The organism is Aquimarina sp. TRL1 (assembly GCF_013365535.1).
Taxonomy (GTDB): Bacteria; Bacteroidota; Bacteroidia; order Flavobacteriales; family Flavobacteriaceae; genus Aquimarina; species Aquimarina hainanensis.
This window is the reverse complement of the sequence record NZ_CP053590.1, coordinates 1,870,862-1,884,699: the sequence shown is the minus strand read 5'-3', so window position 1 is coordinate 1,884,699 and position 13,838 is coordinate 1,870,862. Positions and strand designations below refer to the sequence as shown.

General features: G+C 35.5%; 12 protein-coding genes. 3 read left to right on the top strand and 9 right to left on the bottom strand.

What is annotated here, in order from left to right; all coding sequences use genetic code 11:
• Window positions 1–61: 61 nt before the first annotated feature.
• Window positions 62–964, top strand: a complete 903-nt coding sequence (locus HN014_RS07630; RefSeq protein ID WP_176028289.1) for a FecR family protein — start codon at window positions 62–64, stop codon at window positions 962–964.
• 709 nt (window positions 965–1,673) lie between these two features.
• Window positions 1,674–4,295: a TonB-dependent receptor gene (locus HN014_RS07625; RefSeq protein ID WP_176028288.1), complete on the top strand. Its 2,622-nt coding sequence runs from the start codon at window positions 1,674–1,676 to the stop codon at window positions 4,293–4,295.
• 13 nt (window positions 4,296–4,308) lie between these two features.
• On the opposite strand, the gene HN014_RS07620 is transcribed toward HN014_RS07625, so the two are convergent.
• The gene (locus HN014_RS07620) at window positions 4,309–4,584 is read right to left on the bottom strand and encodes a hypothetical protein (RefSeq protein WP_176028287.1); all 276 of its coding nucleotides are present in this window, start codon (window positions 4,582–4,584) and stop codon (window positions 4,309–4,311) included.
• A 4-nt stretch (window positions 4,585–4,588) separates the two neighbouring features.
• Entirely contained in the window at window positions 4,589–4,831 is a 243-nt protein-coding gene (locus HN014_RS07615) for a hypothetical protein (protein ID WP_176028286.1), read from the bottom strand.
• A gap of 84 nt (window positions 4,832–4,915) precedes the next feature.
• Between HN014_RS07615 and HN014_RS07610 the strand changes: the two genes are divergently transcribed.
• The gene (locus HN014_RS07610) at window positions 4,916–5,425 is read left to right on the top strand and encodes a CvpA family protein (protein ID WP_176028285.1); all 510 of its coding nucleotides are present in this window, start codon (window positions 4,916–4,918) and stop codon (window positions 5,423–5,425) included.
• Window positions 5,426–5,466: 41 nt separating this feature from the next.
• Here the strand turns inward: HN014_RS07610 and HN014_RS07605 are convergent, their stop codons facing one another.
• The 7 genes from HN014_RS07605 to HN014_RS07575 form a co-directional block, all read right to left on the bottom strand.
• The gene (locus HN014_RS07605) at window positions 5,467–7,314 is read right to left on the bottom strand and encodes a SulP family inorganic anion transporter (protein WP_176028284.1); all 1,848 of its coding nucleotides are present in this window, start codon (window positions 7,312–7,314) and stop codon (window positions 5,467–5,469) included.
• Window positions 7,315–7,474: 160 nt separating this feature from the next.
• Window positions 7,475–8,113, bottom strand: a complete 639-nt coding sequence (locus HN014_RS07600; protein ID WP_176028283.1) for a carbonic anhydrase family protein — start codon at window positions 8,111–8,113, stop codon at window positions 7,475–7,477.
• Window positions 8,114–8,121: 8 nt separating this feature from the next.
• On the bottom strand, window positions 8,122–9,699 hold the full coding sequence (locus HN014_RS07595) for a SulP family inorganic anion transporter (RefSeq protein WP_176031059.1): 1,578 nt from the start codon (window positions 9,697–9,699) through the stop codon (window positions 8,122–8,124).
• A gap of 162 nt (window positions 9,700–9,861) precedes the next feature.
• A complete protein-coding gene (locus HN014_RS07590; RefSeq protein WP_176028282.1) occupies window positions 9,862–10,191 on the bottom strand; it encodes a hypothetical protein in 330 nt (109 codons plus the stop codon).
• A gap of 63 nt (window positions 10,192–10,254) precedes the next feature.
• Entirely contained in the window at window positions 10,255–11,007 is a 753-nt protein-coding gene (locus HN014_RS07585; protein WP_176028281.1) for an SH3 domain-containing protein, read from the bottom strand.
• A 14-nt stretch (window positions 11,008–11,021) separates the two neighbouring features.
• Window positions 11,022–12,791 (bottom strand): BatD family protein, encoded by a 1,770-nt coding sequence (locus HN014_RS07580; protein ID WP_176028280.1) that lies wholly within the window; start codon window positions 12,789–12,791, stop codon window positions 11,022–11,024.
• A 162-nt stretch (window positions 12,792–12,953) separates the two neighbouring features.
• Window positions 12,954–13,835, bottom strand: a complete 882-nt coding sequence (locus HN014_RS07575) for a tetratricopeptide repeat protein (protein WP_176028279.1) — start codon at window positions 13,833–13,835, stop codon at window positions 12,954–12,956.
• Between the last annotated feature and the right edge of the window lie 3 nt (window positions 13,836–13,838).

Below are 13,838 nucleotides of genomic sequence, written 5' to 3'. Positions count from 1 at the left end.
AGTATTACTCGATGTATCGAGTATATCAAATCACTGATTAATAACACGACACTAGGATGTTATGTCAAAACAAGACAATGAAACATTTTTAGCCCGATGGTTAAACAATGAACTTACGGATAGTGAATTGGAAGATTTCAAAAATACTTCAGAATTCAAGGAATATGAAAAGATACGTCGTGGACTTACTTATTTCAGAGCACCTTCATTTGAAAAAGAACAACAACTACAACATACCTTTGATAAGCTTACTAAAAAACACTCAAAGAAAACAATACGTTTAAAACCTCTTTTATACACAATTAGCGCAGCTGCTTCTATTCTGCTTATAATAGGATTGTTTTTTAATACCATCACCCATTCTACTGCTCATGGAGAAAAACGTACTGTTGCACTTCCTGATGGAAGTTCTGTAGAGTTAAATGCAGCTTCTTCTATTAGATACAAACGTTTTTTCTGGCAGAACAACAGAGAAATTCAACTTACAGGAGAAGCTTATTTCGTTGTTACCAAAGGAGAAAAGTTTAGTGTCCACACTACCTCGGGAGAAGTAAAAGTACTGGGAACCAGATTTAACCTAAAAGACAGAGCCAATCAATACAAGGTCAGTTGTTATGAAGGAAAAGTACAGGTTACTACTGCCGAAGATTATTCTGTAAAATTAGAAAAAGGAGAAACGATCTCTGTCATCAATAAAAAGATATCCGAAGAAAAAACACTTCATACAGAACCTTTATGGAAAAAAGGGGAAAGCCTGTTTGATAGTGTTCCTCTGGGGGAAGTACTGGACGAAATAGAAAGGCAATACAATATCTCATTTGTACGAGGTGCTATCCCACAGGAAAAAATATTTACCGGAGGGTTTATTCATACTGATCTGGAAATTGCATTAGAAACGGTACTTACTCCAATGGGAATAACGTATTCAAAAGAAAATACTACAGTCACATTGTTTGTAAAATAAAACCTCTCCTGCACAAGCAAAATCAGGTATTACACAAGAAACAGGTGTTAGTCTGGAGCAAGCTTCAAGGTATTTAAGCTGTAACTATCGAATCGACCCTTTTCGATGCAATGTAAATATTACTATACACCGGAATACTTTACCATATTAGAAAAACATAAAAAAGGGTTTGATATTCAACCATATCAAACCCTTTTTGCACACAACTCAACGCGGTTTTGAATAGAGAGACCGTATAAAAACTCTCCATCTAGGGGGAAATTCATTTTTTCTATATCATTTAGCCACATCAGAGCATGGAAAATTCTTAATAACCAAATGTACCTTCACTGACCGCAAAAAAATAGTTGTAGAATAATAACATCTGAAATGCGCTACACCCTACCTAAATAATTGATTTTTTACACATTACAAAAAAACCTTACAAAATGGTAGGGTAATCACGTCTTAAACTGTTATTTAAGAAGTATAATTTTGAAAACAAAGGGAATATAACATCTATGGCAGACAAAACATTTTATCAAAAAGCATTTCACTAAAAGCAAACAAAACACTGAATATCAAACAAAAAAATATATTCAATCCGAATACAGGAACACTATTTATGTATAAAGTACGTTATAAATTTATTTTCTGTTTCTTTGTTTTTTTAACGAAGTTTACTCCTGCTTTATCCCCATTATTTAATAAACCTAAACAAAAACAATAGATGCACTCCCCTGCTGAATGGTCTATGAGAAAACTATTTTTATTACTACTAATGTACTGCCTGTCAGCTAATGCACAGGTAACAAAAACATATAAAGAAACTTCTTTACAAACGCTATTAAATGAAATTGAAACATCGTATCAGGTTATTTTCTCATACGACAATGAAGTTGTACAAAATAAAAAAGTATCAATACACATTAACAATAGTTCTATAGAAGACATTCTAATATCTTTACGGGAGCTTACCACCCTAGAGTTCAAAAAAGTAACAGAACGACAGATAATCATCCGTCTTCCTTCTCAGAAGATCTCTATATGTGGATATGTTTATGATAAACAAAGCGGAAAAGCACTTCCTTATGCCACTATTGAAATTACAAATTCCAATAGAGGAACCATAACAAATGAGGAAGGGTATTTTAATCTTGATAATGTTTCTGCAACAAGCACCATTAATATTCTTTATGTTGGATATGATCATAAGAGTATTCCTGTTTCATCTATAAAAAAAGAAACCTGTCTCACAATTCATATTCAGCAACAAAGCACTTTACTTACTGAAGTATTAATCCTTGAATATATTACTACAGGAATCGATAAAAACAAAAACGGTTCCTTAACTATTTCTAATAAAAAACTAGGCATACTCCCTGGACTTACAGAACCTGATATTCTACAAAGCATGCAACTTATTCCCGGAATTAGCAGCCCAGATGAAACTGTAACGGGAATCCAAATACGTGGAGGTTCTCCTGATCAGAACCTGATTCTTTGGGATGATATAAAAATGTATAATACTGGTCATTTTTTCGGGATGTTATCTGCTTTTAATCCTCACATTGTAAAAGGAGCTACTGTTATCAAAGGAGGAGCAGATGCTCAATATGGAGATAGAGTTTCCGGTGTTATCGATATTTCTGGGGATACAGAAGTACCAGAAAGAATCACAGGGGGTTTAGGCATTAACGGTACACATGCCGATCTTTATTTAAAAACCCCTGTCACAGACAAACTTGGTGTCATTGTATCTGGCAGGCGATCTTTTACCGATGTTCTGCAAACTCCTACTTATAAGACCTATGCAGAAAGAGTATTTCAAAACACCAAAATAACTTCTGAAAACAAAGGAATGGCAATTAGTATCGGAGATAATGACGAAGACGGTGAGGATGAAGATGAAGGGGAAATTGATGTAGAAGATGTCCTGGCTAATAATGATTTCTACTTCTATGACGGAAGTTTCAAAATGATATTTGATGCTACAGAACAAGATAAAATAACCACCAGCGGACTATTTACCCGAAATATGCTTGCTTTTAAGCTAGATGACGGAGAAAATATTGCAACTGATAAACTTCAGATACAAAATGAAGGAATTAGTATCGCATGGAAGGGAGCAAAAGGAAATTCTTTGAATCACTCCATAAAATCATACTATATCGATTATCAATATAATTATCATTACACTGAGAAAGAAAAAGAAGGCGTATCCATAGAAGATGAAATTACCAGAGAAAATACTGTACAAGATTTTGGTTTTGATGCAAACGTAGAGTACTATATCAATGATTACAATTCATTTACAATCGGATATCAGTTTTCTAAAAATAATGTCTTCTACAATATTCAATCAGACAGAGAATTTTCTAGTGCTGTCGGCAGTCTGGACAATATAAAAAACAATACGAGTACGATTTATTCCACCTATAAATATCAACCCAAAAACAAAAGTGTAATTAGTCTTGGAGTGAGAAAAACCTATTACTCTATCAATGACGAATACTATGCAGAACCCCGACTAAACATCACACACCCCATCACCAAAAACGTAAGGATTAAAGCCACCGGAGAATTTCGGTATCAACCTATTAGTCAACTTGTGGAATTCGACAACCCAGGGCTTCGTTTAGGAAATAATATATGGGTTAACTCTGATAACAGGGATATTCCGGTCCTAAAAAGCCGACAAGTGTCAGCAGGAGTCTTGTTTTCTAAAAAAGGGTGGAACTTCGAAATTGATGGTTATCTAAAAAAAATAGAAGGATTGACTTCTTTCACCAATGGTTTTACAACAGTATCTGACAAACCTTCTACAGGAGAAAGTAACATCTTGGGCATTGATGTATTTCTAAAAAAACGGTTTCAAAATTTCAGAACCTGGATAGGTTATACTTATAATAATGTCAAATACACATTTCCTGATATTCAGGAACATTCATTTTCCGGAAACAATGATATCCCACATAATTTTAGAATTTCCAATTCATACAAGGTAAAAAACTGGGAGTTCTCTCTGGGATGGCTATGGAGAAGCGGTGCTCCTTTTACCAGGGCAACGCTTAGAGATGAGGACATAAGTTACGGGAAAATCAATGGAGGCAGGCTTCCTAATTATCACCGATTAGATGTCTCAGCAATTTATCGCTTTAACTTCAATAAAGGAGACCATTGGAGAGGACAATTCGGTCTTTCTTTTTTAAATATTTATAACCGAAAAGTTCCGATTTCTGTAAATTACAAATTAGACGATAACGCCTTAACCGAAAAAATAGAATTGAACTCCTTAAAACAGCAATCGTTGGGTTTTACTCCTAACTTAGTTTTTAGAATGTATTTTTAGTGCTTCCTGAACTTTATTTGATATGCAATACATCCAATACTTCATTTCTGTGTAATAACCGAAAAAAAGTAAGTTCATTATCTGCTGTTTTTCTACTTATCAAGTAATAAAACCCGATCCCCATTCTATAGGAATCCTCCGTACCTCCAATACGTCTGAACTGAGAAATATCACTGATGTGATCAACGGAGGTAAGCTCTTTTATCACATTCTTTATTTTTTCCTGGAAAGAAGGGTCCTGTATCTTTTTAAAATCCGAGACAAACTGCATAGAAACTTTGATATCCATCTGCTTACAGGTTTAAAAACTCATCCCCACTAATAGCATCATCAGATTTTGCCTGTTGCATTAAAAGCAAAAGACCTAAATCTTCCTTTTGTTCCTGAGACATTTCGTTTATACGTTCTTTTTGTTTATGTTTAATATACCAAGACACTGCATCTTCCATAACTCTCTTTACGCTAGAATTCTCTAATGCAGCCAACAATTTAAGCTTAGGCAATAACTCCTCTTCAATATCAATAATTTTTCTCATAGTATATAGTATATATATCTTATATCAAAAATATAAATTTTATTGAATATAAAATAGTATCTTAGGCCAAAACACTTATTCCAAATGAATTATATTGATATTATTTTAGGTGTCCTTTTATTATGGGGGGTAATCAGGGGATTAAACAAAGGACTGTTTGTATCCTTAGCCTCTTTAGTAGCTCTTATAGCTGGTATTTATATAGCTATCCATTTTTCTCATCATATAGGTGCGTACCTAAAACAATATGTAGATTGGCAGGAAAACATATTAAAATTAACTGCGTTTGCTATTACATTTATCGCTGTTGTTCTACTTGTTTCTCTGGCAGGTAAAATCTTAACCAAAATTGCAGACTTTGCTTCATTAGGTATTCTAAACAAACTCCTAGGAGGTCTTTTCGGTCTTCTAAAGGTCGCTTTTATCATCAGTGTTATTCTCATGTTTCTGGATGCCGGAAACAAAGTAATTCCCATCGTAAAACAAGAAACACTACAATCATCTATACTATATACTCCGGTACGAAAATTTGCTCCTTCTTTACTTCCTGATATTCTTAAAGAAGTAAATCCCGAAGAAGAGAAGCAAGCATAACAAATAAAAAAAGCGCCTATTTGGCGCTTTTTTTATTTGTTTTAATGAATATCCTTTATCACTTTTTTCAGAGAGCTCATACAGGGATCAAAGGTTTCAAAGATTCGTTCTTCCGAAATCAAATCCGGGATCAAATCGATTTTTTTCATCAGGTACATTGGTTGTTTTTGTATCCCTACAATATAAACACTGATGGAACGCTGTTCCAGATCTAATAAAATATCTTCCATTGCATACAACCCAGACTGGTCAATATACGGTACCAAATCCATCCGTAGAATTACATGTGAGGCAGTATCAGGAATCTGCTGTGCTAATTGCTGGAATTCTGTAGTAGACCCAAAAAACACAGGACCATTTAAGTGTTTTATAAAAACTTCTTCTTTTAATTCTTTAGGGAAACCAGCCTCGTCTTTCCACTCTTTCTCTTCAGCATCCGATGTTTTTAATTTTTGCACCGTAGATTTAGAAGCCGTAAGATCTCCCATTTTTTTCATAAATAGTAAGGATGCTAAAATCAGTCCGATCCCTACTGCATATACCAAATCCCAGAAAACAGATAACACCAATACGACTAACATAATAACGACCTCTACTTTGGGGATATGAGGAATTGCTTTTAGCCCTTTATAATCCATCACTCCAATCCCTACTGTAATAAGAATCCCTGCTAATACAGCACTTGGTATCTGAGATGCGACAGGTCCCAGAGCTAATAAAACCACTAAGAGTAATACCCCTGCAATCATTCCGGATAGCTTTGTTTTTCCACCGGCATTAATATTTACAACTGTCCTAATTGTAGCTCCAGCTCCTGGAAGTCCTCCAAAAAGCGCAGAAATCGTATTTCCTATTCCCTGTCCTACTAATTCCTTACTGGGCTTATGTCTTGTTTTGGTTATATTATCTGCTACAACTGACGTCAACAAAGAATCTATCGCTCCTAAAAAGGCGAGAGATACAGCAGAAAAAATATAGGGTTTAATCTGCGCATAACTAAACTCCGTAAAGATATCCATATTAAATGTAGGGAAACCTTCTGGTATTTTTTCAATAGGTCTGTATTTAACTCCTAAAATATAGGCCCCTCCAGACACTAGTAATAAGGCTACCAATGTACTCGGAATCGTCGTTGTTATTCGCTTAAATCCATAAATAATCAATATGGTTAATAAGCAGAGTGTCAACTCTAGATAATTAATCTTAAAAATCGCTCTGGACAACCCTTTAACCGCTCCTAAAACCCCAGAAGAGTCTGCTGCTGCCAACGCAACTGCTTCCATCTGAACTTGTTCCTGAGTGATCTTCTCCGCTCTATCGATTGTCTCTTTAAAATTATCTAATACAAGAATCCCTTCTCCTGCTTCTTCCTTTAATATTTTATTCAAAATCACTTCTTCCGCCTCTGGTACAAATGTTTTGACAAAGTCAGTATCTTCTTTGGGATAATACCCCAAAGCAGGGAGTAGTTGTGTAATTAGAATCATCACTCCAATCGCTGTCATAAAACCGGATACTACTGGATATGGCATATATTTTATATATTTTCCAACTCCCAAAACACCAAGAACAATCTGTAACAACCCTGCTAACAGAAAAACAAATAATATAACGGGTAAGGCTTTTGACACATCGCCTTCATGGGCTCCGATCAATCCGGCAATAATCACCATACTCACAGCTGTCATAGGTGCGGTCGGACCAGATATCTGTGTATTTGTACCCCCGAAAAGAGCTGCAAAAAAACTAATAAAAATCGCTCCGTAAAGCCCTGCACTTGGTCCCAAACCAGATGAAACCCCAAAAGCTAGCGCCAAAGGAAGTGCCACAATACCGGCAGTAAGCCCTCCAAACACATCTCCTTTAAAGTTCGAAAAAAATTGCTTCATATAGTACTGAAATTATACTTTGTAATAAAATAATCAAACCAAAGTAAACAAATAAAGCCAGTATTCAAAAGAACACTGGCTAAAGACTATTATAAAAAGGTTACCTCTATATGATCTCTTCAATTTCTATATTTCAGAGAAGTATATCAGCCTTTATAAATTATATCTGATGTTCGAAAAAATCTACTTTTCCATTTTGAATGTCATACATTCCTCCAACGATAATGATTTCTCCCTGTTCTTCCATCTCTCTGAGTACTTCGCTATCTTTTCGGATTGCATCAATTGTCAACTGTACGTTCTTTACAGCCACTTCATTTACAAAATCAATATTTTTAGAAGTTCTCAAAGAAGCATCTTCTGGTTTTGTTACTCCAGCTACTGCAGGTTTAAGTTTACCTATCAAACTGGTCAGGTTTCCAAGTTTTGCATCATCACAAGCTCCTTTGATAGCACCACAACTGGTATGACCAAGAACCAAAATTAATTTTGTTCCTGCCAGCTTACACGCGAACTCCATACTCCCTAAAATATCTTCATTCACGAAATTTCCAGCTACTCTTGCACTAAAAATATCCCCCACTCCCTGATCAAAGATTAACTCTGCCGAGACTCTGGAATCGATACAACTTAATACTGTTGCAAATGGAAATTGCCCGCTTTTAGTGTCGCTAACCTGTTCTAACAGATTTCTATCAGCTTTTTGACTATTCTGAAAACGAATGTTCCCCTCTTTCAAAATAGCTAATGCCTGCTTAGGCGTGATTGCCGCCTGAGTTTCTTTAGTATGTGCTTTCATAATATATATTAGTTTGTTTTTGGTCTCAACTTGAAAAAACCAATATAACTATCCGGATTCTCCACAATTCCTCGTTCCGAGATTAGTTTTATATCGATATTCCGTTTTTTAGCTTTTTCAGAGAAATCTTCCAGAATTTCTATAATGTCTGCATCCAAGTATCTGGTATTTCTCACATCTAAAGTAAGATATGTCTGCTCTGGTAAACGGTCTAATTCTTTCAAAATGGCTCCCTTATTAAAGAAAGTTACTTCTTCTGCCAAGGTCATTTTAATTCTGTTTTGTCCATTACCACTATCTTCTATATGTAAGAAATGAGAGTTCTGATAACTTTTGATCAGAATCACTACAATTCCTACCAGTAGTCCTAATCCAATTCCTTTTAACAGGTCAAAGAATACAATCCCTAAAATAGTAACGATAAAAGGTAAAAACTGCTTCCATCCTGCATTAAACATGCTCTTAAAAACAGAAGGTTTTGCCAATTTATACCCTACAACTAATAAGACAGCCGCTAATACTGATAGTGGAATTTTATTCAATAATGCAGGAATGGTTACTACAGAAATCAATAGTAAGAACCCATGAATGATTGCAGATAGTTTTGTTTTTCCTCCGGATTGCACATTCGCCGAACTTCGAACGATTACCTGAGTTACCGGTAGTCCACCTATCAATCCAGAAATCACATTTCCTGTTCCTTGTGCTAACAATTCTCTATTAGTTGGCGTTACTCTTTTTTCCGGGTCAATTTTATCAGATGCTTCTACACATAGTAATGTTTCTAAACTAGCTACCAATGCAATTGTAAATGCAGTAATCCAAACTTCGGGATTAGTTATAGCTCTAAAATTAGGGAAACTAAACTGTCCTAAAAACGAATCGAAGCTATCTGGAATTGGCACTTTTACCAAATGATCTGCTGCAATAGCAAATTGTCCGTCTCCCTTGGTAGACACGTAAAAAATAATCCCTAAAACAACCGCTACTAAAGGTCCTTGAATTATCTGAAAAATTCTTGCTTTTTTCACCAATACTCTATCCCATAAGACTAAAATTGCTAATGCAACTATTCCTATGATTGTAGCACCTAAACTGATGTTATTAAACATATTAATAATTCCTGAAAAGGTATTTTCTCCATCTACTTGAAAAAAGGCAAAATCTCCTTCAGGGTCATTATCATACCCAAAGAAATGAGGAATTTGCTTAAGGATAATGATTACTCCAATTCCTGTAAGCATTCCTTTAATTACTGAAGAGGGAAAATAATATCCGATAATCCCCGCGCGTAAAACACCAAACAAAAATTGGATAATTCCTCCTAAAACAACTGCTAAAAGGAAGCTCTTATATCCCAGGACTCCTATAGCCGCCAGTACGATTGCTGCCAAACCAGCCGCAGGACCACTCACCCCTATTTGTGAACCACTCAGTGCTCCTATCACAATTCCTCCTACAACCCCTGCTATCAATCCTGAAAAAAGAGGGGCTCCACTGGCTAAAGCGATTCCTAAACAAAGAGGTAATGCTACAAAGAATACTACGATACTTGCCGGCAGATCATTTTTTATATTTTTAAAAATGTCCATAATAATAAATTAAGTCGGGCTTTTGTAACATGCTACAAAAGCAGGTTAGATTAAATAGAAATTAATAATACTTATTTTATCACAAACAAGCAACATGTTCACTACTGGAATCAGTAATTATTTGCTTATGATATACATTTTGGTAAGATGATTGTATCAAATGGTCTCCGGAGGAGGGGTGGTAAATTCCAGAAAGACGACCGAATTAAGAAATCGTTGTTGTGGGTAAACCTCTATAAGCAAATTGCATAAAGCCATGCTACTCATATCAAAAAATTGAGAGATTTTTCCTTTTTGATCGACACTTTCCTTTTCTTTTCCTTCTTTTTCTTTGGGGTCAGTATTTTCTTCTGAATCAATAAGGCTATAGGTTATTTCATCATGGCACATGAAAACGTTCACCAGCTCCAATCCATAGTTAGAGAGGCTAAGAATAAAACCAAACACGATTAATACTTTCGCTATTTGTCTTTTTCTTGCGAACATTATTGCAATTTTACGTAAATATACTAACACTTGTTCAAGGAATTGTTAAATCCTCTTTAAAATTCATAATTCTTTTAGATTATCAGCCGGCATCCATCCTATTTTACCGTCTGTTAGTCTTATTTTCTTCCAATCATTCACTGTTTCAAGCACTTTCACCTTGGTTCCTTCATGTAGCTCGAAGACTCTTTCGCTCTTCAAATTTGGTTCACTTTTTACCTCAGCCTCTGATGAAAAAATAACCGCAAATTGATTTTCTGTTACATAATCATACTGTCTAAAGGCCATAAAAACAGCCCAAAATCCTATAAAGAACATTGCCCACGCCCCTATAAAGAAAAATCTTTTTCTCATAGCGATCGTTGCTGAACTATACAAAAAGAATAAAACAACAAACAAAATAATTCCTATTACAGAAATCCATGCCCACCCATCAAAAGTAAACAGGTTCGTTACAGATTTTATTACTTTCGTAATTACTCCTTCTGGCATACTGTCTATCTTATCGATGGTTGCCTTTTGTGCAAAAGCAAGGTTATTCAATACATCGCTATCACTAGGATCAAGTTTTAATGCTTTTTCATAATAATAGATACTCGGTCCGATATTACTCAATTTATAATGCGCATTTGCTAAATTATAATACAAAGCAACTGACTCTTCCTGTTTCTGATCAATTACCTTCATATACATATTAATTGCCTCCTGATATTTCTCAGAGGTATATAATGCATTTGCCTGTTCAAGAAACGTTTGACCTTGTGCTGTTACTATCGCTGAACATAATAAAACTATGATATAAATTATTCTCTTCATTTTTCAGCTTTGTTTTATAATCGTTTATCCATTGCTGCAATCACTCTTGATGCCTTGTCGTAATCTTGTTGCATTGCCGAACCAGAAGAAGGTGTGTACCTCGCAAATTCGCAACTCTCTAATAACGCTATAAACTCAATAGAAGTTGCCTCATCCACATTCTTTTCTTTTAGTAAGCGCTGAATACGTTCTTTACTCATATCACTTGTCTGAATGGACAATTTTGCTTTCAGGTAATTATGCAATGCTTTTTCCATGGCAATATAAAATGCCTTTTGGTCTCCTAGATTTTTCTTCGCCTCAGACAGGTATTTTCTCGCCAGCTTATCAGCTTTTCTCACTCTGTTTCCTTTGACATCACTTTTTCTTTCCTCCCGTTTCTTCCCTAGAAAAAGAAATACTGGAATAGCTAATAAAGGGAGTGTCAGGGCTAACCAATACGGGGTAGATTTAAAGAAATATTTTTTTTCAACCAGTGTCAAAGCCGTATCTGTTTTTATAAATCGAAATTGATTTCCCACCTGGGTTACCACTTTTTTAAACGTCTTATTTGATTCATCATTTCCTTCAACTTCAGTATTCCCCTCTGGTCCTTTATTAACATTTATTATAATCTCATCTGAGGTAATTCTTTTATAACTTTCTGTCTTTAGATCAAAATAACTAAACGACAAGGAAGGCAAAGGATACTTCCCTTTATATTGCGGTACCAACGTATACGTATCAGATATCGTTCCTGCCATTCCTGACAGATTTGTACGCACACGTTCATTATGCTCTGGTTCGTACTTCTCTAATCCATTAGGCACTGATAAAGTAGGTATGTCAAATAATTTCAGATTCCCATTCCCAAAAACAGACACTCTAGCTTCTAGCGATTCTGTAGCGCTCAGGACTGTCTTGTTTACTTTCACATCAAATTCAAAAGTACCAACCGCCCCGGTAAAGTCATCTGGACGCCCTTGTTCTGGCAAAGGTTTTACGCGTATGGTTCTGTTTCCTGCAGCTACCCTTTTATCGATAGATGTATACAATCTACCTCCAAAAAAATCGCGTCTATTTGTTGGCACATCTACCGTTACAGAAAGCGTTAACGGTTCTATATTCAGTTTTCCTGTCTTTTGTGGATATAACACTGTTTTCCTCAAAACTACATAGCGATAAGGTTCTCCATTATACTCTCCATTTCTTACTTTGAGTTGTTTCATATCGATAGCCTGACTCCAAAAATCACTGTATTTGGGACTATCTAATTCTTTCCAGTTACTCACATTAATCCGGGGACTCACATAAAGTTTGTACTCTACAGTAATTGCTTCATTCAGATAAGGAGTTGATTTGGATACTTCTGCTACCAAATGCAAGTTCTCACTAGCAATAACATCCGAACTATTCCCATCCTTAGGCTTATCAACTGATGCTGTAACTTCTACTTTTACAGGTAGTGTTTTATAGGTTTCTCCATTGATCTCTATAGTTGCTTGCTTAATAGTAAATTTCCCACGGCGTGTTGGCGACAAATAGTAGCTGAATGATTTCGAATAGCTACGTTTTCCATTTACCCAGGTATTACTAATCGATTGGTTAGGACCTCCTATCACCTGAAAACCTGAAAAATTAGGGGGTGTAAAATTATCTCCATCCTGATTCATTTCAAAATCCACCCGCAACCGCTCATTCATCCCGAGTTTTTCCTTACTCACTTTGGCTTCAAATTTGACCTGAGCCTCTACCGCTTGTATCAGCGTTAAAAATAGCGTTAGAAAAATTAATTGTAATTTCATTTGTTCTTATAGCATTTCTTTCTACAGACTGTTCTTTGCATTGCTTTACTCACTAAGTGAGGTGTAACTGCTCCGACATGTATGCCGAAATATTTTATTTATGGTAGTTTCCTTTGAGTGCCTCGTGTGCTTGTCCCCGAGGCAGTTGATTATCTCATAAAATCACCAGTCTTTTTCTGTTTTTACTTTTGCGCCTTTGGCTTTTTTAGCATTTATTTTATCCTGGACTTTTTTCTCCTGATTATTCATTGCTTCTAATAGGCTTTTTACCTGCTGAGGAGAAAGCTTTCCTTGCATTTGCTTCGGTTTTCCCTGTTCTGGTTTTTGATCCTTCTTCTCTTTATCTCCTTCTTTTCCTTTATCTTTTTTATCATCTTTATCTTTAGGATCTCCCCGATCATCTTTTTCATCCTTTCCTTTTTTATCTTTCTCATCTCCCTTATCTCCTTTATTCTCCTTCTCATCGCCTCCTTCTTTCTTGTCTTTATTCTGATCTTTATCTTTCTGATCCTTGTCCTTTTGATCTTTATCTTTATTGTCTTTGTTATCTTTGTTGTCTTTATTATCCTTATTCTGTTTATTTTTCTTTTGTTCCTTTTCTAATTTCTTTTTGGCCAAAGCAAGGTTATAACGCGTCTCTTCATCTTTTGGGTTATTTCTCAACGCATTCTTATACGCTTCTACCGCTTCTTTGTATTTTTTTTGCTCCATGAACACATTTCCTTGATTGTGGAAAGCTTTGTGTTTTTCTGCTTTGGTTGTGGCCACCTTGACCATGTCGCTATATCGCTTTGTCGCTTCGTCAAATTTACTGGAGTTGTAATATGCATTTGCTAAATTATACTTTGCCGTAGCATCTGCCGGGTTTACTGCAATTGCTTTTCTATATTCTCCTTCTGCTTTTGGGAAATTCCCATCTTTAACCAATACTTCATTAGCATTTGCTACAAAACGCGTCCCTTCTTCTTCTATTTTTTGTCTCTCTTCTTGTCCAAACCCTACAATTGTTTGTAGAATAAATAAGAGTATTATTTTCGTCTTCATCTG

Excerpts from the sequence above, each read along its gene's own strand:
- HN014_RS07590 (WP_176028282.1), bottom strand. The coding sequence starts at position 10,191 with ATGTTCGCAAGAAAAAGACAAATAGCGAAAGTATTAATCGTGTTTGGT.
- HN014_RS07615 (WP_176028286.1), bottom strand. The coding sequence starts at position 4,831 with ATGAGAAAAATTATTGATATTGAAGAGGAGTTATTGCCTAAGCTTAAA.
- HN014_RS07585 (WP_176028281.1), bottom strand. The coding sequence starts at position 11,007 with ATGAAGAGAATAATTTATATCATAGTTTTATTATGTTCAGCGATAGTA.
- HN014_RS07610 (WP_176028285.1), top strand. The coding sequence starts at position 4,916 with ATGAATTATATTGATATTATTTTAGGTGTCCTTTTATTATGGGGGGTA.
- HN014_RS07630 (WP_176028289.1), top strand. The coding sequence starts at position 62 with ATGTCAAAACAAGACAATGAAACATTTTTAGCCCGATGGTTAAACAAT.
- HN014_RS07605 (WP_176028284.1), bottom strand. The coding sequence starts at position 7,314 with ATGAAGCAATTTTTTTCGAACTTTAAAGGAGATGTGTTTGGAGGGCTT.
- HN014_RS07620 (WP_176028287.1), bottom strand. The coding sequence starts at position 4,584 with ATGGATATCAAAGTTTCTATGCAGTTTGTCTCGGATTTTAAAAAGATA.
- HN014_RS07625 (WP_176028288.1), top strand. The coding sequence starts at position 1,674 with ATGCACTCCCCTGCTGAATGGTCTATGAGAAAACTATTTTTATTACTA.
- HN014_RS07580 (WP_176028280.1), bottom strand. The coding sequence starts at position 12,791 with ATGAAATTACAATTAATTTTTCTAACGCTATTTTTAACGCTGATACAA.
- HN014_RS07575 (WP_176028279.1), bottom strand. The coding sequence starts at position 13,835 with ATGAAGACGAAAATAATACTCTTATTTATTCTACAAACAATTGTAGGG.
- HN014_RS07600 (WP_176028283.1), bottom strand. The coding sequence starts at position 8,113 with ATGAAAGCACATACTAAAGAAACTCAGGCGGCAATCACGCCTAAGCAG.